This is a genomic window from Rhizobium sp. BK316, from assembly GCF_014193695.1.
GTDB lineage: Bacteria > Pseudomonadota > Alphaproteobacteria > Rhizobiales > Rhizobiaceae > Rhizobium.
In genome coordinates this window covers 191,924-215,772 of record NZ_JACHZR010000003.1, presented here as the reverse complement: position 1 = coordinate 215,772, position 23,849 = coordinate 191,924, and the positions used below count along the sequence as shown (strand labels likewise).

Sequence of the window (23,849 nt, the reverse complement as noted above, 5' to 3'; positions counted from 1 at the left end):
CACGGCGGCTTTTTCTTTACCTGCCGTCGATTCTCAAAACCCGAACGACTTCCTGTAAGCGCTCGGACTCGTCCCCAACCGCCTCCTGAAATGGTGGCGCATGGTCGCAAGCGTGCCGAAACCGCTGGCGATGGCGATATCATCGAGCGACACGGCAAGCTCCTTCTCCAGAAGGTCGCGCGCATGCCGCAAACGCTCCTTCAGCAGCCATTCGCCGACACTGTCGCCGGTCGTCGCCTCGAAGCGACGCTGGAAGGTCCGCATGCTCATGCCGGCCCTGCCGGCAAGCAGGCTGATCGGCTGCTCATCGGAAAGCCGCTCGCGCATCCATTCGATCAACGGTCCAAGCCGAATACCCTCGCGTTCTTCCGGCACGGGAGCCGCAATGAACTGTGCCTGCCCGCCCTCGCGATGCGGCGGAACGACCAGACGGCGCGCGACGCTGTTGGCGGCGTCCGGGCCGAAATCGCCGCGCACGACATGCAGGCAGAGGTCGATGCCGGCCGCACTGCCTGCCGCCGTCAGGATGGTTCCTTCGTCCATATAGAGCACATGGGCATCCAGCGCGATGTCGGGGTAACGCTCGGCAATCGAGGCGACATACCGCCAATGCGTCGTCGCACGCCGCCCAGCGAGCAGGCCTGCCGCGGCAAGGACAGCGACACCCGAGCAGAGTGACATCACTCGCGCGCCGCGCTCGTGGGCATCACGAAGCGCTGCGATCAGAGGCTCCGGCACCGGCGCATCGATCGCCCGCCATCCCGGCGCGATGATCAGGTCCGCTTCGTCGAGCAATTCAAGCCCTCTGTCGACCGCAACCGTCAGCCCGCCGGCGGCTCGCAGCGGGCCGGGCTCGACGCCGGCGACCGAGAAACGATACCAGCTCTCGCCCATTTCCGGCCGCGACAGGCCGAACACCTCATAGGCGATGCCGAATTCGAAGGTGCAGAGCCCGTCATAGGCAAGCGCCACGACATGCGGCCCCCGTGTCTTGTGAACATCCGATTCTGGCATGATCTTTACGCTATCAGTCACGATGGCCAATTTCGCTCATCACTATCATCGGCAATGATCGGCTGCAACCAAGTCAAAAAGGACAAGATCATGCCGAGCCCGGTTTCCGAAATCCCTGCCGCCGCACCCGAAGCTGCCGCCGAGCACTTCGCCCGCAAGCTCGCCTTCGAGACCGACTGCTCGGATGTGAACGCCGCCTTCACTTCGGGCAAGGTCGATTTTGTGCTGCTCGACGTCCGCTCGCCGGCACTCTTCGCCCTCTCGCATATTCCAGGCGCCCTCAACCTGCCGCACGGCAAGATGACCGCCCATCGCATGTCGCAATGGCCTGCGGATACGCTGTTCGTCGTCTATTGCGCCGGTCCGCATTGCAACGGCGCGGACAAGGCGGCACTCCGCCTCTCCCGCCTCGGTCTGTCCGTCAAGCTTATGATCGGCGGCCTCACCGGATGGGCGGACGAAGGTTTTGCTTTCGAAGGCGAAGCAGGCGTTGCCGCCTGATCCGGGTTCCCTTCTCCTCGCTCGAGGAGAAGGGAACCATAGCTCAAAACTCGACCACGACCTTCCCGAACGGCCCGCGATAGAGATGATCGAGCGCTTCGGGGAATTCCTCGAAAGCGTAGCGCTTGTCGATGACGGGTTTCAGCCCGATCTGATCCACCGCCCGGACCAGATCCTCCAGCGCCCGGCGATGACCGACGGAAATACCCTGTACCACAGGCGCCTTGAGCAAGAGTTGGCCGGCCGGACCGGACACTTCGAAACCTTCGAGAACGCCGATGACCGAGATGCGGCCGTTGACCGCCACAGCCTTCAACGCCTGACCGAGATGCGCGCCACCGACGATCTCAAGGACGTGATCGGCGCCGTAGCCGTCGGTCAGCGAATAGAGCTGCTCCACCCAGTCACCGTCATTGCGGCCGAGCGCATGATCGGCACCAAGGGCAACGGCGCGTTCCAGCTTTTCAGCGCTGCCCGATGTGATGAAGACCTCCGCCCCATGCGCCTTGGCGATCTGCAGTCCGAAGAGCGCAACGCCGCCTGTGCCCTGAACCAGCACCTTGTCGCCAGCCTTCAGGCCGCCGCGCTCGATCAGCGCGAACCAGGCCGTCAGTCCGGCGCAGGGCAATGTGCTCGCCTCAGCCGCATCGAGTGTGTCAGGTGCGCGCGAATACCATTCCTCTGAAAGCACCGTATATTGCGAGAGAACGCCGGGATAAACGCCGCCACGCGTGCTGTAGGGCGGCGTGCGGGCGTCACCCAGACCGCGTCCGTCGATCCAGTCGGGCGAGAAGGTCGAGATCACCCGATCTCCCGGCTTGAAGCGGGTGACATCGGGACCGACGGCCTCTACGATCCCGGCCATGTCGGAAGCCGGCACGAAGGGAAATTGCAGCGGCAATCCCATGCCGGTTTCCATCACGAGCCTGTCACGAAAATTCAGTGAGACAGCCTCCGTCCGCACGAGAATTCTGTCACTCGAAACCGGCTCGAGTCTCCGCTCACCGATCGCAAGTTTCCGCTCCGGTCCAACCGTGTCGATCTGCCATTGCCGTGTCGTCTGCATTGTCTCACTCCTTGTCCGATTGCGGGAAGCGAAACATATCGTTGAAATATTCTCTCCAGTTGAGATATTAATTCACCAGACTGGTTCCGTAAGGGAAACAATATGGAGCACCTGAAAGGCATCTCGATCTTCGTCGAAGCCGTCGAGGCCGGCGGCTTTTCGGCTGCCGCCGAGCGGCTTCATCTCACGCGCTCCGCCGTCGGCAAGACCATCGCCCGCCTGGAGCAGCGGCTCGGCGTGCGCCTCTTCAACCGCACGACACGTATGCAGAGCCTGACGGAGGAAGGCCGCTTCTTCTACGAACGCTGCCTGCGCGCGGTTGAGGAAATCCGCCTTGGCGAGGCAATGCTGGAATCGGGCCGCCGCACCGTGCGCGGCCGGCTCCGTGTCTCGATGCCCGTGCTCTTCGGCCGCCTCTGTATCGCGCCTGTTCTGGAGGACCTGCTCGATGAACATCCCGAACTGGAACTCGACCTTTCGTTTAACGACCGCATCGTCGATCTGCTCGAGGACGGCTTCGATCTTGCCATCCGCAACGGGCCGCTGAAGGACCATCCAGACCTGATGGCCCGCGCGGTCGCTCACCAGCGTATGACCGTCTGCGCATCACCCGGCTATCTGGAACGACATGGCATGCCGCAATCGATCGCCGATATTCCTCAGCACAAAGGCATCGTCTACCGGCGCGGCGATTATGAAAGAAGCTGGATATTCCCGACGCCCGATGATCGATGGCGGGAGATCCAGCCGAAGACGCGGCTACGGCTCGATGATCTCGGGGCGATCACAGATGCGGCGGTTGCCGGACGCGGGCTTGCCTGGCTGCCCTGCTGGCTGATCCGCGACGACGTCGCCGCAGGCCGCCTCGTCCAGGTGCTGAAACACGAACAGCAGAGCATCTTCGATGCCCATGCCCTCTGGCTGCGCTCGCCGGTCATGCTGCCGAAGGTAAGACTGGCGATCGACACGCTCGCCGCCCGGCTTCCGGCAATGATGGGCTAAGCAGCGAGCATCCGGCGATGAATTAGCGGCCTGACCGATCCGGCCGCAATCCCCCGATGAAAAGCTGCTCAAGGAACCGCGCCGCATCCTCGAAGCGCCCGTCGCCGGAATGCTCTTCGCCGAGCACGGCGCGAACCTGAACGTCGAAATCGGCATAGTGCTGCGTCGTCGACCAGATCGAGAAGATGAGATGATAGGGATCGCAATAGGTGATCTTGCCGCTTTTGATCCAGGTGCGGATAACGGCCGCCTTTTCGTCGACCAGCTCTTTCAAGGGGCCTTTCAGCATATCGAGAACGTGCGGCGCCCCCTGCAGCATCTCGTTGGCAAAAAGCCGGCTTTCGCGGGGAAAATCGCGCGCCATCTCGAGCTTGCGGCGGATATAGCTGCGGATCTCCGATTCCGGATTGCCTTCCGCATCGAAGGCCCTCAGCGGCTCGAGCCAGTTATAGAGCACCCGGTCGATCAGCGCGCGGTGCATGGCTTCCTTGGTGCGGAAATAATAGAGCAGGTTCGGCTTCGACATGCCGGCCACCTCGGCGATCTGGTCGATGGTCGAACCGCGGAAGCCGCTGACCGAAAACACATCGAGCGCCGCTTCCAGGATCTGCTCTTCCTTCTCCTCCTGAATGCGTGTCCGCCGAAGTGTCTTCGCCGCTCTCGGTATGGCCATCCGCTCTTTTCCCCTTGAAATTCAACTCCTTCGCTCAAGATTGAAAGAACGGCCCCTCCCGCCGCTTTAATGGGCACTTGCCGGTATTTTTGCCCTTATATTTCTATGTATTTTTCGTGATTTTCGTCTTGAGCGCAGCGATGGAAGTTGTAATGTTTACCAATCGGTCAAATTATCCGCCAGATAAAAAACAAAGGCAACTGGCGATTTTCCGGCGCTGAAAGAACAACAAAGCGGCGACGGATTTGACTACGGGAACATGGCGGGCATGCACCTTGCACGACTGCCGCAAAACAGGTGAGGACTTTCATTATGGTGGCAGCGCCAGGCGAAAACATGCGCGTCAACGGGGACCGTCTCTGGGACAGTCTCATGGACATGGCAAAGATCGGCCCGGGAATCGCCGGCGGCAACAACCGCCAGACGCTGACGGATTCGGATGCCGAAGGCCGCAGCCTTTTCAAAAAATGGTGCGAAGACGCCGGTCTGACCCTCGGCGTTGACAAGATGGGCACGATGTTCGCGACCCGCCCCGGCACCGATCCCGATGCGCTTCCCGTCTATGTCGGCTCGCACCTCGATACCCAGCCGACCGGCGGCAAATATGATGGCGTGCTCGGCGTGCTCGGCGCACTCGAAGTCGTCCGCACGATGAACGACCTCGGCATCAAGACGAAGCATCCTGTTGTTGTTACCAACTGGACCAATGAGGAAGGCGCGCGCTTCGCGCCGGCCATGCTGGCTTCAGGTGTTTTTGCCGGCGTGCACAGCCTGGACTTCGCCTATAATCGCAAAGATCCCGAGGGCAATCTCTTCGGCGACGAACTGAAGCGCATCGGCTGGGTCGGCGACGAAGAGGTCGGCGACCGCAAGATGCATGCTTATTTCGAATATCACATCGAACAGGGGCCGATCCTCGAAGCCGAAAACAAGCAGATCGGCGTCGTCACCCACTGTCAGGGCCTATGGTGGCTGGAATTCACGCTGACCGGCAAGGAGGCCCATACCGGCTCGACGCCGATGAACATGCGCGTCAATGCCGGCCTTGCCATGTCGCGCATCCTCGAGATGGTCCAGGGTGTCGCCATGGGCGAACAGCCGGGCGCCGTCGGTGGCGTCGGCCAGGTCTTCTTCTCGCCGAATTCCCGCAACGTGCTGCCGGGCAAGGTGGTCTTCACCGTCGACATCCGCTCACCCGACAAGGCCAAGCTCGACCGCATGCGGGCAAAAATCGAAGCGGAAGCGCCGAAGATCTGCGATGCATTGGGTGTCGGCTGTTCCATCGAGGCGATTGGCCATTTCGAGCCAGTTACCTTCGACGAAAAGCTCGTCACCTCGGTCCGCTCCGCCGCAGACCGCCTCGGCTACTCCCACATGAACATCATCTCCGGCGCCGGCCACGACGCCTGCTGGGCCGCCAAGGTCGCGCCTGCCACCATGGTCATGTGCCCGTGCGTGGGTGGACTTTCGCACAACGAGGCTGAGGAGATTTCCAAGGAATGGGCGACGGCCGGGGCCGACGTGCTGTTCCATGCGGTGGTCGAGACGGCGGAGATTGTCGTCTGAAGTAATCGCAGCGAAGCTCACTTAAAATCATAAGGATAGGGAACGATCATGACCACAGTCATCAAGAACGGCACCATCGTCACGGCCGACCTCACCTATAAGGCTGACGTGAAGATCGACGGCGGCAAGATCGTCGAGATCGGTCCGAACCTCTCCGGCAACGAGGTGCTTGATGCCACAGGCTGTTTCATCATGCCCGGCGGTATCGATCCGCACACCCATCTCGAAATGCCCTTCATGGGCACTTATTCCTCCGACGATTTCGAAAGCGGCACGCGCGCGGCCCTTGCCGGCGGCACGACCATGGTCGTCGATTTCGCCCTTCCCTCGCCCGGCCAGTCGCTGCTTGAAGCGCTGACCATGTGGGACAACAAGTCCACCCGCGCCAATTGCGACTATTCCTTCCACATGGCGATCACCTGGTGGGGCGAGCAGGTCTTCAACGAGATGAAGACCATCGTTCAGGACAAGGGTATCAACACCTTCAAGCACTTCATGGCCTACAAGGGCGCCCTGATGGTGAACGACGACGAGATGTTCGCCTCCTTCCAGCGCTGCGCCGAGCTTGGCGCCCTGCCGCTCGTCCATGCCGAAAACGGCGATGTCGTCGCTTCCCTTTCCGCCAAGCTGCTGTCGGAAGGCAATAACGGCCCCGAGGCACATGCCTATTCGCGCCCGGCCGAAGTCGAGGGCGAGGCCACCAACCGCGCCATCATGATCGCCGACATGGCCGGCTGCCCCGTCTATATCGTCCACACGTCCTGCGAACAGGCCCATGAAGCGATCCGCCGCGCCCGCCAGAAGGGCATCCGCGCCTATGGCGAGCCGCTGATCCAGCACCTGACGCTCGATGAAACCGAATATTTCGACAAGGACTGGGACCACGCCGCCCGCCGCGTCATGTCCCCGCCCTTCCGCAACAAGCAGCATCAGGACAGCCTGTGGGCCGGCCTTGCCTCCGGTTCGCTGCAGGTGGTGGCGACTGACCACTGCGCCTTCACCACGGCGCAGAAGCGTTTCGGCGTCGGTGACTTCACCAAGATCCCGAACGGTACCGGCGGCCTTGAAGATCGCATGCCGATGCTCTGGACTTATGGCGTCAATACCGGCCGCCTGACGATGAACGAATTCGTCGCCGTCACCTCGACCAACATCGCCAAGATCCTCAACATCTATCCGAAGAAGGGAGCGATCCTCGTCGGCGCCGATGCCGATCTCGTCGTCTGGGATCCGAAGCGCTCCAAGACCATTTCGTCGAAGCGCCAGCAATCGGCAATCGATTACAACGTCTTCGAAGGCAAGGAAGTCACCGGCCTGCCGCGCTACACGCTGACGCGCGGCGTCGTGGCGATCGAGGAAGACACGATCAAGACCCGCTCGGGCCATGGCGAATTCGTCAGGCGCGAGCCGGTCACCGCCGTCAGCAAGGCGCTCTCTACTTGGAAGGAGATCACCGCCCCGCGCAAAGTCGAACGCACAGGCATCCCGGCGAGCGGGGTGTGATATTGATGCGCGGCCCTCTGCTTCTGACGATCGTTTCCCTGGCCGCGCTTTCCACTGCGGCCCTCTATAATGTGGCTCAGGCCGACACGCTGCCGATCAAGGGCAGCTACGGCAACAGGGATGGCTGCGCCTACGCCAAGAGCGGCGAAAGCACAGGTTCCGACAACTTCTTTCTGCTGACTTCCGAGGGCATCACCACGGCGGCCTCTTACTGCGAAATCAAGAAAGTTCTGAAGACCGAAGGCAAGGACTTCACCGCCACGGTCGCTTGCGAGGCGGAGGGCGAAGAGAGCAGTAACGACGACACCGTTAAGATCACATCAGGGCCTAAAGGCTATACGATCGGGTTCGCGGCCGATGCCGCGATCAAGTGGGGGCCGCTGCCGCTATGCAAATAGCCTCACGCCGGCACCAAGGCATCCAGCTCCGGCAGCAGGATCACGCTTTCCTGCTCGTTCGGGTCGGTGCGAGCAATGATCGCCGTGCAGGGCGTGCTGCTGAGGTTCGCCGGAAGGTGCGGCACACCGGCCGGAATATAGAAGAGTTCGCCTGCATGCACCACGACGTGGTTTTCCAGCTTGTCGCCGTACCAGGTATGCGCCTCGCCGGAGAGCATATAGATCGCCGTTTCATGCGCCTCATGCAGATGCGCCTTGGCGCGCACACCGGGCGGGATCGTCAGAAGATGCATGCAGATGCCCTTCGCCCCCACCGTCTCGGCCGCGACACCCTGGAAATAGCTAAGCCCCTGCTTGCCGTCATAGGTATGGTTGGGGCGAATAATATGGCAGGTGGGCTTTGATTCTACGTCCATCCTCATCCTCCAAGGACTGTGCCGCCGGAAAGGCCGGCGGCAATGATATCATGGAAAACCGCGCTGGCGCGGCGAAAACAAGACTGGTCAATTGATGCAAGCACCCTCCGTCGTATCCGCCAAGGATCTCTGTCTAACCTACCAGACGAATGACGGCGCGGTGCACGCGCTTGCTGATGTCAATCTCGATATCCGCAGGGGCGAGTTCGTCTCCTTCATCGGCCCTTCCGGCTGCGGCAAGACCACTTTCCTGCGCGTCATCGCCGATCTCGAGCGCAAGACCTCCGGCGACATTGCCATCAACGGCATGACACCGGACGAGGCCCGCAAGGCCCGTGCCTATGGCTACGTCTTCCAGGCGCCGGCGCTTTATCCCTGGCGCACGATCGAGAAAAACATCGCCCTGCCACTGGAGATCATGGGTTATTCAAAACCCGAACAGAAGAAGCGCATTGCTGGGGCGCTCGACCTCGTCGAACTCTCCGGCTTCGAGAAGAAATTTCCCTGGCAGCTCTCGGGCGGCATGCAGCAGCGCGCCTCGATCGCCCGCGCGCTCGCCTTCGACGCCGACCTGCTGCTGATGGACGAACCCTTCGGCGCCCTCGACGAAATCGTCCGCGATCATCTGAATGCGGCGCTTCTGAAACTGTGGGCACGCACGAACAAGACGATCTGCTTCGTTACCCATTCCATTCCGGAAGCCGTCTACCTCTCCACCAAGATCGTCGTCATGTCGCCACGCCCCGGCCGCGTGACAGACGTGATCGACTCGACATTGCCGCAGGAGCGCCCCCTCGACATTCGCGAGACCCCGGAATTCCTGGAAATCGCCCATCGTGTCCGCGAAGGGCTGAGAGCGGGGCATAGCTATGAGCAGTAAGTTGGGCGAACAGTACTTGGCAAAGACCCCTCCCCAACCCCTCCCCACAAGGGGGAGGGGCAGAGCTGCCGCACCCTCTTCTTTCGACTTCGAGTTCACAGCTGGCAGCGACATCGAGATATATACGCTGAGCGGGGGGCAACCGCCCGAGCCCCTCCCCCTTGTGGGGAGGGGTTGGGGAGGGGTCTTCCTCGCCACATCAGGAATGGAGGTCTGAATGCCACATTCCAATATCACACCCAAAACCCGTGAAAGAGCCCGCCGACTTCGCCGCGAACTGACAAAAGCAGAATCCGCCATGTGGGACATGCTTCGAGATCTTCGCCCCTATGGCGCTCGCTTCCGCCGCGAAACACCAATCGGCCGCTATATTGCCGATTTTGCCTGGCTCTCTGCTCGCCTGATAGTAGAAGTCGATGGCGACAGCCATGAAACCGAAGGCGGTCGCCGCCATGATCTCGCTCGCGATGCCTTCTTAAAAAATCAAGGCTTCACCGTACTCCGTTTTGACAATGCCCAAGTGCTCGATGGCCCAGACTACGTCTTCATCGAAATACAGAAACATGCCGCACCATTCTTGAGGGAGGCCGCATGAAACCCGACAGCCTCAAGGACAAGATCGTCCCGGTCCTCACCATCCTGTTGGTCCTGATCGCCATCTGGTATGTCGCCGCCATCATCCTCAACACGCCCTTCCAGCGTGACATGGATACGCGCAACAACATCACCTCGACGACGATCGAATTCATCGGCAAGACGCTTTCCCAACCGAAGCCCGTCCTCCCGGCGCCGCATCAGGTGGCGCAGAACGTCTTCGAAAACACCTTCCTCAGAAAACTCTCCAGCAATCGCAGCCTCGTCTATCACGCAGGTGTCACGCTCTCCTCCACCGCGCTCGGTTTCGCGTTCGGCACGCTGCTCGGCATCGTGATTGCCGTCAACATCATCCACATCAAGGCGCTCGACCGCAGCCTGATGCCGTGGATCATCGCCTCACAGACCGTGCCGATCCTGGCGGTCGCGCCCATGATTATCGTCGTTCTCGGCTCGATCAATATCACCGGCCTGATCCCGAAGGCGCTGATATCGACCTATCTCTCCTTCTTTCCAGTCGCCGTCGGCATGGTGAAGGGGCTGCGCTCGCCCGAAGTCATGCATCTCGACCTGATGCGCACCTATAATGCCACGGCTGCACAAACCTTCTGGAAGTTGCGCGTGCCGGCCTCCATCCCATTCCTCTTCACCTCGATGAAGGTGGCGATCGCTGCAAGCCTCGTCGGCACCATCGTCGGCGAACTGCCGACAGGTGCCGTTGCTGGCATCGGCTCGAAGCTGCTTGCCGGCTCCTATTATAGCCAGACCATCGATATATGGGCGGCACTCGTTGCCGGCTCGGTCCTCGCGGCAATCCTCGTCACCGTCGTCGGCCTCGTTGCCAAGATCGTCGATCGCGCAATGGGCGGGAGACCGGCATGAAGCAGATCACGCTTTCCTGGCAGGGCTCGATCGCCCTCCTCTTCGCGGTAGCAGCCATGTTTATGCTGCCTCTCTATGCGGCAGGAGCCCCTGCGCCTCCATCATCCGCCACAACCGCACTGATCACTCTGCTCGTCATCGCCGCAGCGCTGGTCTGCTTCGCGCCTTTATCCACAGCGATCGCAGCAACCGCCCTCTTCATCGGCACTCATAGCGCCGCGTGGTTGCTGCTCGGCACGCTCTCTGGCAACGAACGCTTCGCGGGCGCTTCCTTCTTCCTGCTGCTTGCCGCCGGCTGGCTGCTCGCCTCGCGCTGCGTCACGGAACTTTCGGAACTCCAGCCGCCAACCCATGTTGGCAAATGGCTGCTGCGTCTCCTGATACCGGCGATTTTCGGCGCCTGGATTCTCATCATCTGGGAAGCGATCACGCGCGGCGCCGGCATTCCCTTCGTCATCCTGCCCCCGCCGAGCGCGATCTGGGCACGCATATCGGGTTCCTTGCCAATCCTTGGCGAAGATATCAGGCAGACGATCTTCAAAGCGGTTCTGATCGGATACGCCGTCGGCTGCCTTAGCGGCTTCGTGGTCGCCATCCTCGCCGACCGCTTCACCTTCCTGCGCCGCGGCCTGCTGCCGATCGGCAATATGGTGTCCGCCCTGCCGATCATCGGCGTGGCGCCGATCATGGTCATGTGGTTCGGTTTCGACTGGCAATCGAAGGCCGCCGTCGTCATCATCATGACCTTCTTCCCGATGCTGGTGAACACCGTCGCGGGACTTGCCGCCTCCGGCAACATGGAACGCGATCTGATGCGCACCTACGCATCGAATTACTGGCAGACGCTCGTAAAGCTCCGGCTTCCCGCCGCAATGCCCTTCATTTTCAATGCACTGAAGATCAACTCGACGCTGGCGCTGATTGGTGCCATCGTTGCGGAATTCTTCGGAACGCCGATCGTCGGCATGGGCTTCCGCATCTCCACCGAGATGGGTCGCATGAATGTCGACATGGTCTGGGCCGAGATCGCCGTCGCGGCGCTTGCAGGCTCGATCTTCTATGGTGTCGTCGCCCTTGCCGAGAGGGCGGTGACGTTCTGGCATCCGTCTATCCGTGGTGGTTAGACGCGCCCCGGCCCCGCATAGGGCCTGGGCATAACTTCAGAGGGAAAAGAAAATGAAAAAGTTGATGGTTGCAATGATGGCGAGCGCGATGTCGCTTGCCGCCGCCCACGCGATGGCCGCCGACAAGGTGACGCTGCAGCTGAAATGGGTCACCCAGTCGCAGTTCGCCGGTTATTACGTCGCCAAGGACAAGGGCTATTACGAAGAAGAAGGCCTCGATGTCGATATCAAGCCGGGCGGCCCGGATATTGCGCCTGAGCAGGTGATTGCCGGCGGCGGCGCCGATGTGATCGTCGACTGGATGGGCGGCGCGCTGGTCGCCCGCGAAAAGGGCGTTCCGCTCGTCAATATCGCCCAGCCCTACCAGAAATCCGGCATGGAAATGATCTGCCGCAAGGATGGCCCGGTCAAGACCGAAGCCGACTTCAAGGGCCACACGCTCGGCGTCTGGTTCTTCGGCAACGAATATCCGTTCTTCGCCTGGATGAACAAGCTCGGCCTCAAGACCGACGGCGGCCCTGACGGCGTGACCGTGCTGAAGCAGAGCTTCGATGTGCAGCCGCTGCTGCAGAAGCAGGCCGATTGCATCTCCGTCATGACCTACAACGAATACTGGCAGGCGATCGATGCCGGCCTGAAGCCCGAAGACCTTGTCGTCTTCAATTATACCGCCATGGGCAACGACCTCCTGGAAGACGGCCTCTATGCAATGGAAGACAAGCTGAAGGATCCGGCCTTCAAGGAAAAGATGGTCAAGTTCGTCCGCGCTTCCATGAAGGGCTGGAAATACGCGATGGAGAATCCTGACGATGCAGCCGGGATCGTCGTCGACGCCGGCGGCCAGGACGAGAACCATCAGAAGCGGATGATGGGCGAAGTCGCCAAGCTGATCGGAGACGGCACCGGCAAGCTCGACACCACGCTTTATGATCGCACGGCCAAGGCCCTGCTCGACCAGAAGATCATCAACAAGGAGCCGTCGGGCGCCTGGACCCACGACATCACGGACGCCGTCGCCAAGTAACAGGATATCGATGCCGAAATGCAACGCGCGCGGGAAATTCTCCCGCGCGTTTCTATTTTTTACAATCAATGAAAAAAATCGCCTTGCAACCGTCGCATTTATCAGGCGTCAAACGTCAAAGCATATGAGAGCCGATCAATCATCGTCATGTTCACATAACCCTTAGGTGATTGATGGGCATCGCAATGGTAATTAATAGTATCTCATGGGGAATTATTTTCTGCCAGGCTTGCACGTGGAGCAAATCGATACCACCTACTAGCCGGATTTGCCGGATTGGGACCATAAGTTCCGGCGAATGGGATGCGGGTAAATACCTCTGAGATTTGGAAGACGGCATTCGCCCGACCGCGACCCTGTTTGAGAACGCGCGAGTTCGGCCGATCCCGTCAAGAGATTGGACGACGACGCATGGCACTCAAGCCGCACGCATTACTACGCGCCTCCATTTTTCCGATCGCCGCTTTTGCGGCCTCGGCTGTATTTGCCGAGGAACCCAAGGTCACGCATGCGCAGACCCAGGCTTCCCAGAACTTGCCGGCAATCGTCGTCACCACGGCGGTGAACCGCACCCTCGTCGACCGTGTCATCGGCACCGGAACCGTCAAGCCTGTCGAGGAAGTCTATATCCAGCCGCAGGTTGAAGGCCTCTCCATTCGCACCCTGAAGGCCGATGTCGGCGACAAGGTTCAGGCCGAAAGCACGCTGGCGACGCTGAACGATGACGCTCTGGTGCTGACCAAGAGCCAGATGATGGCGACGAAAGCCAAGGGCGAGGCAAGCCTCGCCCAGCTGCGCGCCCAGCTCATCGAAGCACAGGCCAATGCCGAACAGGCAAGGCAGCAGCAGGCCCGCGCCCAGGAAATGGGTAAGAAGGGCACGGTTTCGACTGCCCAGGTCGAGCAGGCCGATGCGACCGCCGCCGCCGCCAACGCGCGCGTCGCTTCTGCCGAGCAGGCGATCGAAGTCGCCGAAGCCGACCTCAAGGTTTTCGACAGCCAGATTGCCGATGCGGATCTGAAGCTCGCCCGAACCGACGTGAAGACGCCGGTCGCCGGCACGATCTCGGCAAAGAACGCCAAGGTGGGCGCCATTGCCGCCGGCAACGGCGATCCGCTGTTTACGCTTATCCGTGACGGCGATATCGAGCTTGTCGCCGAAGTCGCCGAAAGCGACATTGTCAGGATCACGACCGGCCAGAAGGCGACGATTTCGCTTTCCGGCAGCCGCGAGAAGCTTTCCGGCGCAGTGCGCCTGGTGTCGCCGACCGTCGATCCGGTCACCCGCCTCGGTCTCGTCCATATCTCCATCGACGATGACAGCAAGGCGCGTTCCGGCATGTATGGCAGCGCCGAGATCATCGTCCGCGAGACTGAGGGCGTATCCCTTCCGCTGACGGCGGTGCTCACCGGCAGCGAAGGCTCCTCCGCCCGCAGGGTCGAGAATGGCGTGGTGAAATTCGCCAAGATCGAGACCGGCATCCAGGACGGAGCCTATGTCGAAATCACAAGTGGATTGAAGACCGGCGACGAAGTCGTGGCCAAGGCGGGCGCCTATGTCCGCGACGGCGACCACATCACGCCGGTGCGCGAACAGCCTTCGGCTTCCAACTAAAGAGACCATCCGATGAATTTTTCAGCCTGGTCCATTCGAAATCCGGTCGCGCCGCTCCTGGCCTTCTGCCTGCTGATATTCATCGGCATGCAGTCCTTCAACAAGCTGCCGATCACGCGCTTCCCGAACATCGACGTGCCGCTCGTTTCGATCAGCGTGACGCAGAGCGGCGCTTCGCCGGCCGAACTCGAAATGCAGGTGACGAAGGAGATCGAAGACGCGATCGCCTCGATCACCGGCATCGACGAAATCCAGTCGACAGTGACCGACGGCAGTTCGCAGACCAACGTCATGTTCCGGATGGAAGTGCCGACGGAACAGGCCGTTCAGGACGTCAAGGACGCGATCGACCGCATCCGCAGCGATCTGCCGGCAACCGCCGAGACACCGATCGTCACCAAGGTCGACGTTGAAGGCCAGGCGATCCAGACTTTCGCCGTTTCCTCACCGGATATGTCACTGGAAGAACTCTCCTGGTTCGTCGACGATACGATCAAGCGTGCGCTGCAGGGTCAGGCCGGCATCGGCCGCGTCGACCGTTACGGCGGCGCCGAGCGTGAAGTTCGCATCGAGCTCACCCCCGACAAGCTCAACGCTCACGGCATTACCGCCGCAAGCGTGAACCAGCAGCTGCGCGGCACCAACGTCGATCTCGGCTCCGGCCGCGGCCAGGTGGCGGGCAGCGAGCAGGCGATCCGCGTTCTCGGCGACGCCCGCAACGTCGCCGAGCTCGCCGACACGACGATTGCGCTCCCGAGCGGCCGTTTCGTCAAGCTGTCCGATCTCGGCGTCATCAAGGACACCTACGAGGAGCCGAAATCCTTCTCGCGCTTCAACGATACGCCGGTCGTCACCTTCGGCGTCTTCCGCTCGAAGGGGGCCAGCGAAGTCAGCGTCGCCGAAACCGTTGCGCAGAGCCTCGACAAGGTCAGGAGCGAAAACCCGAATGTGAAGATCGAGATGATCGACGATTCGGTCTATTTCACTTACGGCAACTACGAAGCCGCCATTCATACGCTGCTCGAAGGCGCGCTGCTCGCCGTCATCGTCGTCCTGCTGTTCCTCCGGAACTGGCGGGCAACCCTGATTTCCGCCATCGCCCTTCCGCTCTCCGCGATCCCGACCTTCTGGGTCATGGACATGATGGGCTTCTCGCTGAACCTCGTCAGCTTCCTCGCCTTGACGCTCGCGACGGGTATTCTCGTCGACGACGCGATCGTGGAAATCGAAAACATCGCTCGCCACATCAAGATGGGCAAAACGCCCTATCGAGCGGCGATCGAGGCGGCGGACGAAATCGGTCTTGCCGTCATTGCCACGACCTTCACGATCATCGCCGTCTTCGTGCCCGTTTCCTTCATGCCGGGCATTCCGGGCCAATACTTCATTCAGTTCGGCCTGACCGTCGCCTTCTCCGTCTTCTTCTCGCTGATGGTCGCGCGCCTCATCACCCCGATGATGGCCGCCTATCTCATGCGCGCCGAAGACGGCATGGAAGACCATCATGACAATGATAGTCTGCTGATGAAGGGCTATACGCGCCTCGTGCGCGGCACGACCGGGCGCTGGTACACGCGTTATGCGACGCTGCTTGCGGCGATCGGCTTCCTCGTCGGCTCCGTTTTCCTGCTGATGCAGGTTCCCGGCAGCTTCCTGCCTCCGGAAGACGCCTCACGCATCGTTCTCTCGGTGGAACTGCCGCCGAACGCGCGGCTCGACGACACCGAGAAGACGACCAATGCGATCTATGACAGGGTCAAGGACATCAACGGCGTCGAAAGCGTATTCGTCCTCGGCGGCGCTTCACCGAAGGGCGATCTCGAATTGCGCCGCGCGACCATCACGCTCGCACTCGACAAGCTCGACCAATCGCTGGTCAAGAAGGTAGTCAACGATGTGCTTGGCCATATCCCGATCATCGGCCCGATGCTGCCAAAGGTGGAAGTCCATGGCCGTGAACGCCCGCAATGGGATATCGAGAAGGAAGTCTTCGCCAAACTGCGCGACATTCCCGACGTTCGTATCCTGAAGCTCAATGACCGCGGCGAACGCGACCTTTCCTTCAACTTCCTCTCCAAAAACGAGCAGGATCTGAACGATGCGGTCGGCATTCTGGAATCCGAGCTCCGCGCCGATCCGCTGCTTGCCAATGTCAGCGCCGACGGTGCCCTGCCCCGTCCGGAACTGCAGGTTCGTCCGCGCAAGGACGAGGCTGCCCGCCTCGGCATCACGCCGCAGCAGATCTCCGAAACGATCCGCGTCGCCACCATCGGCGATGTCGATGCGGCCCTTGCCAAGATCTCGCTCGACGACCGCCAGATCCCGATCCGGGTCCAGGCTTCGCTCGACATGCGCCGCGATCTCTCGGCCATCCGGGCGCTGAAGATCCAGACCGCCAGCGGCGGCACCGTTCCGCTCGCGACCGTCGCCGATATCGACTATTCGGAAGGCGTAAGCTCGATCAAGCGCAACAACCGCTACCGCGTCGTCTCGATCGGTTCCGACCTGCCTCAGGGTGTCGCCCTCGACACGGCTTCGGCCCGCTTCCGCCAGATCGTCAACGAGGCCAAGATCCCGGCCACGGTGCATCTTGCCGAAAGCGGCGATACGAAGGTCCAGACGGAGATGCAGCAGAGCTTCGTCAACGCCATGCTGATGGGCCTTCTCCTGGTGCTGACGGTGCTGATCCTGCTCTTCAAGGACGTGATCCAGCCCTTCACCATCCTGTTCTCGCTGCCGCTCGCCATCGGCGGCGTGGCGGCGGGCCTGATCGTCACCAGCAATCCGCTGTCGATGCCGGTCATGATCGGCATCCTGATGCTGATGGGCATCGTCACCAAGAACGCCATCCTGCTCGTGGATTTCGCCATCGAGATGCGCCACCAGGGCATGGCTCGTGTCGAGGCCATGGTCGAAGCCGGCCGCAAGCGCGCCCGCCCGATCATCATGACCTCGATCGCCATGTCGGCCGGCATGCTACCTTCCGCGCTCGGCGTCGGCGAAGGCGGCTCGTTCCGCGCGCCGATGGCGATCGCGGTGATCGGCGGCATTATCGTCTCGACGGTGCTCTCGCTCGTCGTCGTACCCTCCTTCTTCCTGATCATGGACGATCTTTCCCGACTGCTCGGCTGGATCTTCGGCCGTCTGGTCGGTAGGAAGGACGAGGAAGAGCTGCCGATGTCGAGCGAAGATCTCACCCGTGCCGCGCGCGAGAACCGCAGCGACATCGACTCGCTGGAAGAACGGCTGACTGCGATCGAGAAGCCGGAAAGCAAGCGCAAGACCGGCAACGACACCAACGTGCTGCGGCTGCCGCCATTCGCGGCCGAGTAATCAAGACATCACAAGAGAAGAGGCCGGGCATCGACCCGGCCTTTTTATTTTCCGGGCTTACCGCAGCCTTGGCATGGCCGTGCTGTCTCTCACGACAAGTTCGAGATCGAGCGCCTCATGGTCCTCCGGCAGCGCATTTTCGAGAATCGCCGTCACTGCGCGCCGGGCGATTTCGGCAAAAGGCTGGGCGACCGTGGTCAGGCGCGGCAGCGAGGTCGCCGCCTCGGGCACGCCATCGAAGCCGATGATGGAAACATCCTCCGGCACCTTCAGCCCCTGTTCGGCCAGCCACTGCATGGCAAACAGCGCAACCTTGTCCGACATCGCCAGAATGGCCGTCGGCGGATTGTCGGAGGAGAACAGGGCTTCCATTGCTGTCAGCGTGCTCGGCCTGTCATGCAGCGTTCCCTGGATCGGGACGGCTTCACGCGGGATGCCGTATTCTGCCATCGCCTGCCAGTAACCGTGCATGCGGTCGCGTGGCGTAGCCTCCATTTCGGGGTCCACACGCTCCGGCGCCACCAGGCCGACAAGGCCATCGACATCGCCAATCGACAGGATCGCGATGTCACGGTGCCCGAGTTCCAGCAGATGCCGCGCAGCCACAGCCCCGCCCGAGACATTGTCGATCCCGATTGCCGGAATGGTCTCGTCCTCGATGCCGAGCGCAAGCGCGATGAACGGCAGCTGACGCTGGCGGGTGAGTTCCACCAGCCTCTCCCCACCTTCCACGCACAGCAGGATGAAGCCGTCGACAAGCGCACTGTTGATGTTCCAGGCAAGCCGCTCCTCGTTCATTGCCGATACGACGGCAATACCGGTGCCGCTGGCATCACAGACTTCGCCGATCGCGGTCATCAGGGAGCGTGCCCAGGGATCGTCGAAGAAATAGGCGAGCGGCTCGACAGCGGCGACGCCGATCGCGTTCACCCGCCCTGCCCTGAGCAGCCTGCCCTTGATATCAGGCCCACCGTAACCGAGCTCGCGGGCAACATTGAGCACCCGTTCCCGCACTTCCTCCCGCACCACGTCCGGACGGCTAAAGACATTCGATGCCGTACCCTGCGATACGCCTGCCGCCTTGGCGACATCAGCCAACCTCACATGTCCTTTGGCCAAAGCTACTCCTTGCAGGTACGAATTCGGCGCACTCTAGCAAAAGATTGTATCGGTTCAAAATAAACTTGACAGCATTAAGAATGAGGAAGAGGATTGAATCGGTTCAATATATGCGACCGTATTTTGAATCGATTCAAAATATGGAGAATGGAGCGATGATCCCGATCAGTTCGCTATTCAAGGATCTCTATGAAGACCGCTGGGGTAACCCGCGTAACAGGCAGCCTGTCGAGGAGGCCGAACGCGGTAAGCGTCTGTTTGTGCTCCTGCCCTTCATCCGCCGGTTCACCAGAAACCGTAAAGGTCCGAACCCCTGGTCCTTTACCATCCCGATCGATCGCTGGCTTCGATGAGAGGCTCACCTGCAGCGTTTGACCAAAATCAATCCCCCCGCGCTCCGCTTCCCCTATTCTGGCATCATCAAGGGGATATTGGCGGCATCGACCGCTGCCGGAGGCCGAAACATGAACAGGATGCTGATGCCGAGCAGCCGCGAGCGGGCGCTGCTTTCCAGAGCCGGAATATTTGCAGAACTGGACAGCGCGGAGACCGAGGCGCTGCGCGCCTGCTCCACCGTGATCTCTTCCGTCTCGCACGACATTCTCTTCCAGGAAGGCGAACCTGGCGTTTATTTCTACAGCGTGCTGGAAGGCTACGTCCGGCTCTTTCGTCTGAACGGCGAAGGTCGCGAGGCAGACATCCGCATCTGCGAGCCGGGCGACAGCTTCGCCGAATGTCTGATTCAGGCAGGCGGCGTCTATCGTTATGGTGCCCAGTCGATGGACAACACGGTGCTTGCCCGCTTCCACATCGGCAAGGTACGCGCCCTCTTGGCGGAACACCCACAGATCGGCACCACGATCATGCGCAGCCTGTCGCTGCATCTGCTGTCGACGATGGAATGCCTCGCCAACGACCGGATGCAGACGGCACCACAGCGCGTGGCGCACTACCTTCTCTCGCATTGCGTGGAGGAAGGACCGGCAATGGCATCGCTGCGGCTGCCCTTCCCGAAGAACCTGCTCGCCCGCAAGCTCGGCCTGGCGCCGGAGGCATTATCTCGTGCCTTCTCGACGCTCAAATCGGCGGGCGTAACCGTGCGCGGCCGCTTCATCGCCATCAGCGACGTCAATACGCTGAAAAGGATCTAGAGACCGCCCTGCACCCGCAGGAAGTCGACGATCGAACTGATGCCGTCGCCGCGCTTCATGTCGGAAAAGACAAAGGGGCGGGTCGCCCGCATGCGCGTCGCATCCCGGTCCATCACATCGAGGTCAGCGCCGACATAGGGCGCCAGATCCTTCTTGTTGATGACGAGAAGGTCCGATCGGGTGATGCCCGGCCCGCCCTTGCGCGGAATTTCTTCGCCCTGACAGACGGAAATCACATAGATGGTGATATCGGCGAGATCGGGCGAGAAGGTCGCAGCCAGATTGTCGCCGCCGGATTCGATGAAGACGACATCAAGATCCGGGATGCGCTCGTTGAGATTGGCGATCGCCTGAAGGTTGATCGTCGCATCCTCGCGTATGGCAGTATGCGGGCAGCCGCCGGTCTCCACACCGACAATGCGTTCGGACGGCAGCGCCTGCATGCGCACCAGCGCCTCTGCGTCCTCGGTCGTGTAAATGTCGTTGGTCACGACAGCGACAGAATAGTCGTCACGCATCGCTTTGCAGAGCTTTTCGGTCAGCGCCGTCTTGCCCGAGCCGACCGGCCCGCCGATACCAACCCGCAGGGGTCCGTTTCTTGATTTCATGTGTCTTACTCCAATCGAAGTCAGATGATAGCGAAGCGCTGCTTTCCCGCCACCGTCAAATGACGCAGCTGCGCGGGTAATTTCACCTCACGAGCGGAACAGCCGTGTCTGCTGCGTCTCATGACGAAGCCCCGCAATATCGGCCTGAACCGTCGCCGAACCCAAATCGTCGAGGCTGGAGCGGGCTGCACGCGCGGCAATGTTTATTACATGCTCCTCCAGTCCGGCGAGGATGGCAACGCCGTCCTTCTGCCCCGCAACACCGAGCCGGATACCGGCGGAAACGGCCTGGGAGAGATAGGCATGCAGAAAGGCGGCAAGCGCCTTGTCCAGTTGAATACCATGCGCGCCCGTTACCGCGCCGACGGCGACTGGATAGGCTGCCCTTTTCGGCAACCGACCGAACACATCGTCCGGCCAGGCTTGCGCAGCCGCGAGAAAAGCCTCCCCGAGCAAGATCGTTTCCTGATGTCGTTCGCGCGAGCCGGCAAGGGCTGCGGCAAGTTCGGCAAGCTCGGCAAGGTGGGCCGCGTCACTATGGCTGCGATGACCTTCGGCAAAGAGCACCGCATCGTTCCATACGGAGCCATTGCCGGTCAGCGTCTCCAGCCAACGCCGCAGCATGCCGGCATCTTTGACGAGCCCGTCGGCTACGGCCCGCTCAAGACCGCCCGAATAGGCGAATGAACCAACAGGAAAAGACGGAGAAAGCCATGCCGTCAGACGAAGCAGAGCCTGCAGCTCGCGATCCTCATCCATCAGGTTTCAGTCGTGCTTGTGATGATGGCCGTGGTCGTGTCCATGCTCGTGGTCATGGTCGTGATGATCGTGCCCATGCTCGTGGCTGTGTCCGTGAGAATGGTGTTCGTGGTCATGATGGTCATGCCCGTGCGAATGCCCGCCATGGGAATGATAGGCGCCGCGTGCCGGCTGGAAGGGCTCGTTGATGTCGAGCACCATCGCGCCCAGTCCCTGCAGCATGGTGCGGATGACATGGTCGCGCAGGATCAGGATGCGATCCTCTTCGATCTGCGCAGAAAGATGGCGGTTGCCGAGATGCCAGGCGAGTTCGATCAGATGCGCGCGGTCGCGGCCGCGCACTTCGAACAGCTTTTCATCGGCAGCAAGGATTTCGATCAGCTCGCCATCCTCGCGCACCAGCATGTCGCCATTGGCGAAAAGCACCGGCTCCTTGAGATCGAGCATCACCATCTCACCGTTCTCCAGATGCAGGAGCTTGCGGCGCAGGTGCCGCAGATCATGCGGCAGCTTGACCTGAGCGGTCGGGTGAGAGGAAGGGGTGCCGGCGGGAAGATAAGAGGTGACGCGCTGCATGACATATCCGTTAAACTGGGACGTAGACCATGCAAAATAGCCCTTCGCGATGCAAGCACCAATGCACGTTTCGTAAATGCTCCGTCGGAAAAGACCCTAAATTCCGGATGCCTGCAACAGGCTCACCTCATTGGGTCCAATACCCTGCACACCAAGCCCGTTTTCGACGAGGCCATGCCAGGCATGATTCAGCCCTTCCCGCTCGTGAACGACGCGATTGCGGCCGAGCGCCTTGGCGAGATAGAGCGCCTTGTCGGCAGAGGCATAGACCGCCTCCTTGTCGCGTCCCTCGTGGAAATCGGCAATGCCGCCCGATATCGTGATGGTAACCTCATGCCCGTCCGCCGGAATCGGCCGCGCGGCAACCTGTTCCCTCACCCCTTCGATGCGCGCCACCCGTTCCGCCGGCGTCCCGCCATGAACGACGACACCGAACTCCTCACCACCGAGCCGCGCTACGACCGACGCGCCATCGAAAGCCGCGGAAAGCATGGCTGAGACGGCAGTGATGACAGCATCTCCGCAGCCATGGCCGAAACGATCGTTGATCGCCTTGAAACGATCGACGTCGAAAATGGCGAGACAGGCATCCCCCTCCACTTTCTCCAGAGCATCGGTGAAAGCGCGTCGGTTCAACAGCCCGGACAGCGTATCGGTGCGGCTGAGCTTTTCGAACTTGGCACGCGAAACGGTCAGGTCATGAATGGCGAAGCCTGCAACGAGCGACAGCACGCCCGACACCATTCCACCGATCAGCCAGGAAAGGAGGATGGCGAAGACCATGGCATGCCCGAGGGTGATCGGCAGCATTCCCATTAAGTCGAGCGGAGGCAGCGTTATCAGGATGATGAAGCCGGACAGGATAACCGCCAGAAAACTCATCTTCAGCGCAAAAGTATAAACGGTTCTGCGATGCTCGAAACTGCCTAGTTCAGCCTGAAGCGATATCCAATTTTCCATGAGAATCGACCTTCCTGCTCAGCGTTTCCTGGGCATTGATAGGGTCGCAATTGCTGCGGGGGTCTTAATCCAATCGCTAAAATTCGAGTGATTTCAGGGGATTCAGTCAATCTGTTTTTTCTAGCAGGAGGTGCAACTTTTCGAGACAGGAATTATCATTATGAGAAACAAACATAAGCTATTGATTTTAATGTGACTTTATAGAGCGCAATCAAGGCCTGCTTCAGAATGGTCTATGGCTGAAAAACCACAGTCTATCTCCTGATTTTCACAACCCTCTGGAGAGTGATGTTCAGATTTCACTTTAAGGGCCGCAACGCGGGGCGGCGCCTCAAAAAGACAAGGGCCAAAACGGAAAATAACGCGGCGTCATCAGCAGCGCCAAAGTTGCGGAACACCGATTATACTTCAATTAAAGAGGAGAAGTGAAAGCGCCAAAGGTTGCGGCAGCGGGTTCCAGAAACCGCTTCGCAAGCCGCCTTTGCGCAATGCAGCCGCAGTCCATGTGTTGCAGCCGAGCAGCGCGTTGAAATAGCCCTTCGCCTCGAAGAACCTGTCATAGGTGCCATATGCCCGGTCCCCAATCGGCAGCACCACTCCATTCTCCCGGATGAAGCTGTCGTTGACAAATCCGAGCAATTGCTCGAAGCGCCCGCCATTGACATTGAGAACCGTCACGGCCGGATGGGTTTCGGAGATGTCCCCGGCAATATCGACATGCATCACCGATCTGTCGATCGTCAACGCGCGAAATACCGGCATCGGCTTCAGGTCAGCCCAGGTCGGCGTCTCCAGATAGAAGGAACGGCCGCCCCATCCGAAAATCAGCCATTGGGCGGCAGGATCGCTCACCGGAATGCCGGCATCTTCAAGAAAGGAAAATGACGCCCGAAGCCGATCATCGAGCGGGATCGCAATATCCGTATGGATCGGACCTGAAAGCAGCAGAATGCGCTGCGAGGTTGCCGTTTCGGGAGAAGCTTCGGCCGCCACGAGCAGCGGCCTCGGAATGAAAGTGCCACCCGCTACCAACAATAAAAGCAGCGCGATTGCTCGTATCAGCCATCGCGCTGCCAGCTTCAAACC

At 60.7% G+C, this 23,849-nt stretch carries 24 protein-coding genes; 14 read left to right on the top strand and 10 right to left on the bottom strand.

Features of this window, described 5'->3' with window-relative positions:
* Window positions 1-33: 33 nt before the first annotated feature.
* Window positions 34-1,035, bottom strand: coding sequence for a transcriptional regulator FtrA (ftrA, locus tag FHT87_RS15090; protein WP_183732152.1), 1,002 nt, complete (start codon window positions 1,033-1,035; stop codon window positions 34-36).
* 69 nt (window positions 1,036-1,104) lie between these two features.
* Here ftrA and FHT87_RS15085 point away from each other — a divergent pair, with 69 nt between their 5' ends.
* Window positions 1,105-1,515 (top strand): rhodanese-like domain-containing protein, encoded by a 411-nt coding sequence (locus FHT87_RS15085; protein WP_183732155.1) that lies wholly within the window; start codon window positions 1,105-1,107, stop codon window positions 1,513-1,515.
* A 43-nt stretch (window positions 1,516-1,558) separates the two neighbouring features.
* Here the strand turns inward: FHT87_RS15085 and FHT87_RS15080 are convergent, their stop codons facing one another.
* A complete protein-coding gene (locus FHT87_RS15080) occupies window positions 1,559-2,581 on the bottom strand; it encodes an NAD(P)-dependent alcohol dehydrogenase (RefSeq protein ID WP_183732158.1) in 1,023 nt (340 codons plus the stop codon).
* A gap of 102 nt (window positions 2,582-2,683) precedes the next feature.
* Between FHT87_RS15080 and FHT87_RS15075 the strand changes: the two genes are divergently transcribed.
* Complete coding sequence (locus FHT87_RS15075) at window positions 2,684-3,583, top strand: LysR family transcriptional regulator (RefSeq protein WP_183732161.1); 900 nt, start codon at window positions 2,684-2,686, stop codon at window positions 3,581-3,583.
* Between the two features lie 22 nt (window positions 3,584-3,605).
* Here FHT87_RS15075 and FHT87_RS15070 read toward each other — a convergent pair whose 3' ends face one another.
* Complete coding sequence (locus tag FHT87_RS15070; protein ID WP_183732164.1) at window positions 3,606-4,256, bottom strand: TetR family transcriptional regulator C-terminal domain-containing protein; 651 nt, start codon at window positions 4,254-4,256, stop codon at window positions 3,606-3,608.
* A gap of 312 nt (window positions 4,257-4,568) precedes the next feature.
* On the opposite strand from FHT87_RS15070, the gene FHT87_RS15065 reads away from it, so the two are divergent.
* Genes FHT87_RS15065 through FHT87_RS15055 form a run of 3 tightly spaced genes read left to right on the top strand, consistent with a single transcriptional unit; the run spans window position 4,569 to window position 7,723 of the window.
* Window positions 4,569-5,822, top strand: a complete 1,254-nt coding sequence (locus tag FHT87_RS15065) for a Zn-dependent hydrolase (protein ID WP_183732167.1) — start codon at window positions 4,569-4,571, stop codon at window positions 5,820-5,822.
* Window positions 5,823-5,870: 48 nt separating this feature from the next.
* Window positions 5,871-7,325, top strand: coding sequence for a dihydropyrimidinase (gene hydA / locus FHT87_RS15060; protein ID WP_183732170.1), 1,455 nt, complete (start codon window positions 5,871-5,873; stop codon window positions 7,323-7,325).
* Between the two features lie 5 nt (window positions 7,326-7,330).
* The gene (locus FHT87_RS15055; protein ID WP_210276772.1) at window positions 7,331-7,723 is read left to right on the top strand and encodes a hypothetical protein; all 393 of its coding nucleotides are present in this window, start codon (window positions 7,331-7,333) and stop codon (window positions 7,721-7,723) included.
* Window positions 7,724-7,725: 2 nt separating this feature from the next.
* Here the strand turns inward: FHT87_RS15055 and FHT87_RS15050 are convergent, their stop codons facing one another.
* Window positions 7,726-8,139, bottom strand: a complete 414-nt coding sequence (locus FHT87_RS15050; protein ID WP_183732175.1) for a cupin domain-containing protein — start codon at window positions 8,137-8,139, stop codon at window positions 7,726-7,728.
* 94 nt (window positions 8,140-8,233) lie between these two features.
* Between FHT87_RS15050 and FHT87_RS15045 the strand changes: the two genes are divergently transcribed.
* From FHT87_RS15045 to FHT87_RS15015, 7 genes are all read left to right on the top strand, one after another.
* Window positions 8,234-9,019, top strand: coding sequence for an ABC transporter ATP-binding protein (locus FHT87_RS15045; protein ID WP_183732178.1), 786 nt, complete (start codon window positions 8,234-8,236; stop codon window positions 9,017-9,019).
* A 217-nt stretch (window positions 9,020-9,236) separates the two neighbouring features.
* Window positions 9,237-9,614 carry an endonuclease domain-containing protein gene (locus FHT87_RS15040; RefSeq protein ID WP_183732181.1) on the top strand — a complete coding sequence of 126 codons (378 nt, stop codon included), beginning with the start codon at window positions 9,237-9,239 and terminating at the stop codon, window positions 9,612-9,614.
* Window positions 9,611-10,495 carry an ABC transporter permease gene (locus FHT87_RS15035; protein ID WP_183802970.1) on the top strand — a complete coding sequence of 295 codons (885 nt, stop codon included), beginning with the start codon at window positions 9,611-9,613 and terminating at the stop codon, window positions 10,493-10,495. Before FHT87_RS15040 ends, FHT87_RS15035 begins: the two co-directional genes overlap by 4 nt.
* Window positions 10,492-11,619, top strand: a complete 1,128-nt coding sequence (locus tag FHT87_RS15030) for an ABC transporter permease (protein ID WP_183802968.1) — start codon at window positions 10,492-10,494, stop codon at window positions 11,617-11,619. The genes FHT87_RS15035 and FHT87_RS15030 overlap by 4 nt, the downstream gene beginning before the upstream one ends.
* A gap of 52 nt (window positions 11,620-11,671) precedes the next feature.
* Window positions 11,672-12,643: an ABC transporter substrate-binding protein gene (locus FHT87_RS15025; protein WP_183802965.1), complete on the top strand. Its 972-nt coding sequence runs from the start codon at window positions 11,672-11,674 to the stop codon at window positions 12,641-12,643.
* Window positions 12,644-13,054: 411 nt separating this feature from the next.
* Window positions 13,055-14,257, top strand: a complete 1,203-nt coding sequence (locus tag FHT87_RS15020) for an efflux RND transporter periplasmic adaptor subunit (RefSeq protein ID WP_183802962.1) — start codon at window positions 13,055-13,057, stop codon at window positions 14,255-14,257.
* A 12-nt stretch (window positions 14,258-14,269) separates the two neighbouring features.
* Entirely contained in the window at window positions 14,270-17,590 is a 3,321-nt protein-coding gene (locus FHT87_RS15015) for an efflux RND transporter permease subunit (protein WP_183802959.1), read from the top strand.
* A gap of 57 nt (window positions 17,591-17,647) precedes the next feature.
* Here FHT87_RS15015 and FHT87_RS15010 read toward each other — a convergent pair whose 3' ends face one another.
* A complete protein-coding gene (locus FHT87_RS15010) occupies window positions 17,648-18,709 on the bottom strand; it encodes a LacI family DNA-binding transcriptional regulator (RefSeq protein ID WP_183732199.1) in 1,062 nt (353 codons plus the stop codon).
* A gap of 155 nt (window positions 18,710-18,864) precedes the next feature.
* Between FHT87_RS15010 and FHT87_RS15005 the strand changes: the two genes are divergently transcribed.
* Both FHT87_RS15005 and FHT87_RS15000 read left to right on the top strand, forming a co-directional pair.
* Complete coding sequence (locus tag FHT87_RS15005) at window positions 18,865-19,062, top strand: hypothetical protein (protein WP_183802956.1); 198 nt, start codon at window positions 18,865-18,867, stop codon at window positions 19,060-19,062.
* Between the two features lie 111 nt (window positions 19,063-19,173).
* Window positions 19,174-19,860, top strand: coding sequence for a Crp/Fnr family transcriptional regulator (locus FHT87_RS15000; protein ID WP_183732205.1), 687 nt, complete (start codon window positions 19,174-19,176; stop codon window positions 19,858-19,860).
* On the opposite strand, the gene ureG is transcribed toward FHT87_RS15000, so the two are convergent.
* The 5 genes from ureG to FHT87_RS14975 form a co-directional block, all read right to left on the bottom strand.
* Window positions 19,857-20,468: an urease accessory protein UreG gene (gene ureG, locus FHT87_RS14995; RefSeq protein WP_183732208.1), complete on the bottom strand. Its 612-nt coding sequence runs from the start codon at window positions 20,466-20,468 to the stop codon at window positions 19,857-19,859. The two genes, FHT87_RS15000 and ureG, sit on opposite strands and share 4 nt — an antisense overlap.
* 87 nt (window positions 20,469-20,555) lie before the next feature.
* Window positions 20,556-21,227: an urease accessory protein UreF gene (locus FHT87_RS14990; protein WP_183732211.1), complete on the bottom strand. Its 672-nt coding sequence runs from the start codon at window positions 21,225-21,227 to the stop codon at window positions 20,556-20,558.
* A 6-nt stretch (window positions 21,228-21,233) separates the two neighbouring features.
* Window positions 21,234-21,803, bottom strand: a complete 570-nt coding sequence (ureE, locus tag FHT87_RS14985) for an urease accessory protein UreE (protein WP_183732214.1) — start codon at window positions 21,801-21,803, stop codon at window positions 21,234-21,236.
* A 96-nt stretch (window positions 21,804-21,899) separates the two neighbouring features.
* Window positions 21,900-22,763 (bottom strand): GGDEF domain-containing protein, encoded by an 864-nt coding sequence (locus tag FHT87_RS14980; RefSeq protein ID WP_183802953.1) that lies wholly within the window; start codon window positions 22,761-22,763, stop codon window positions 21,900-21,902.
* Window positions 22,764-23,171: 408 nt separating this feature from the next.
* Window positions 23,172-23,846 (bottom strand): TIGR02117 family protein, encoded by a 675-nt coding sequence (locus tag FHT87_RS14975; protein WP_183732787.1) that lies wholly within the window; start codon window positions 23,844-23,846, stop codon window positions 23,172-23,174.
* Window positions 23,847-23,849 lie beyond the last annotated feature (3 nt).

What these genes read in the sequence shown, in the direction of transcription:
- FHT87_RS15085 (WP_183732155.1), top strand. Translation starts at nt 1,105, where the DNA reads ATGCCGAGCCCGGTTTCCGAAATCCCTGCCGCCGCACCCGAAGCTGCC.
- FHT87_RS15080 (WP_183732158.1), bottom strand. Translation starts at nt 2,581, where the DNA reads ATGCAGACGACACGGCAATGGCAGATCGACACGGTTGGACCGGAGCGG.
- FHT87_RS15075 (WP_183732161.1), top strand. Translation starts at nt 2,684, where the DNA reads ATGGAGCACCTGAAAGGCATCTCGATCTTCGTCGAAGCCGTCGAGGCC.
- FHT87_RS15070 (WP_183732164.1), bottom strand. Translation starts at nt 4,256, where the DNA reads ATGGCCATACCGAGAGCGGCGAAGACACTTCGGCGGACACGCATTCAG.
- FHT87_RS15065 (WP_183732167.1), top strand. Translation starts at nt 4,569, where the DNA reads ATGGTGGCAGCGCCAGGCGAAAACATGCGCGTCAACGGGGACCGTCTC.
- hydA (WP_183732170.1), top strand. Translation starts at nt 5,871, where the DNA reads ATGACCACAGTCATCAAGAACGGCACCATCGTCACGGCCGACCTCACC.
- FHT87_RS15055 (WP_210276772.1), top strand. Translation starts at nt 7,331, where the DNA reads ATGCGCGGCCCTCTGCTTCTGACGATCGTTTCCCTGGCCGCGCTTTCC.
- FHT87_RS15050 (WP_183732175.1), bottom strand. Translation starts at nt 8,139, where the DNA reads ATGGACGTAGAATCAAAGCCCACCTGCCATATTATTCGCCCCAACCAT.
- FHT87_RS15045 (WP_183732178.1), top strand. Translation starts at nt 8,234, where the DNA reads ATGCAAGCACCCTCCGTCGTATCCGCCAAGGATCTCTGTCTAACCTAC.
- FHT87_RS15040 (WP_183732181.1), top strand. Translation starts at nt 9,237, where the DNA reads ATGCCACATTCCAATATCACACCCAAAACCCGTGAAAGAGCCCGCCGA.
- FHT87_RS15035 (WP_183802970.1), top strand. Translation starts at nt 9,611, where the DNA reads ATGAAACCCGACAGCCTCAAGGACAAGATCGTCCCGGTCCTCACCATC.
- FHT87_RS15030 (WP_183802968.1), top strand. Translation starts at nt 10,492, where the DNA reads ATGAAGCAGATCACGCTTTCCTGGCAGGGCTCGATCGCCCTCCTCTTC.
- FHT87_RS15025 (WP_183802965.1), top strand. Translation starts at nt 11,672, where the DNA reads ATGAAAAAGTTGATGGTTGCAATGATGGCGAGCGCGATGTCGCTTGCC.
- FHT87_RS15020 (WP_183802962.1), top strand. Translation starts at nt 13,055, where the DNA reads ATGGCACTCAAGCCGCACGCATTACTACGCGCCTCCATTTTTCCGATC.
- FHT87_RS15015 (WP_183802959.1), top strand. Translation starts at nt 14,270, where the DNA reads ATGAATTTTTCAGCCTGGTCCATTCGAAATCCGGTCGCGCCGCTCCTG.
- FHT87_RS15005 (WP_183802956.1), top strand. Translation starts at nt 18,865, where the DNA reads ATGATCCCGATCAGTTCGCTATTCAAGGATCTCTATGAAGACCGCTGG.
- FHT87_RS15000 (WP_183732205.1), top strand. Translation starts at nt 19,174, where the DNA reads ATGAACAGGATGCTGATGCCGAGCAGCCGCGAGCGGGCGCTGCTTTCC.
- ureG (WP_183732208.1), bottom strand. Translation starts at nt 20,468, where the DNA reads ATGAAATCAAGAAACGGACCCCTGCGGGTTGGTATCGGCGGGCCGGTC.
- FHT87_RS14990 (WP_183732211.1), bottom strand. Translation starts at nt 21,227, where the DNA reads ATGGATGAGGATCGCGAGCTGCAGGCTCTGCTTCGTCTGACGGCATGG.
- ureE (WP_183732214.1), bottom strand. Translation starts at nt 21,803, where the DNA reads ATGCAGCGCGTCACCTCTTATCTTCCCGCCGGCACCCCTTCCTCTCAC.
- FHT87_RS14980 (WP_183802953.1), bottom strand. Translation starts at nt 22,763, where the DNA reads ATGGAAAATTGGATATCGCTTCAGGCTGAACTAGGCAGTTTCGAGCAT.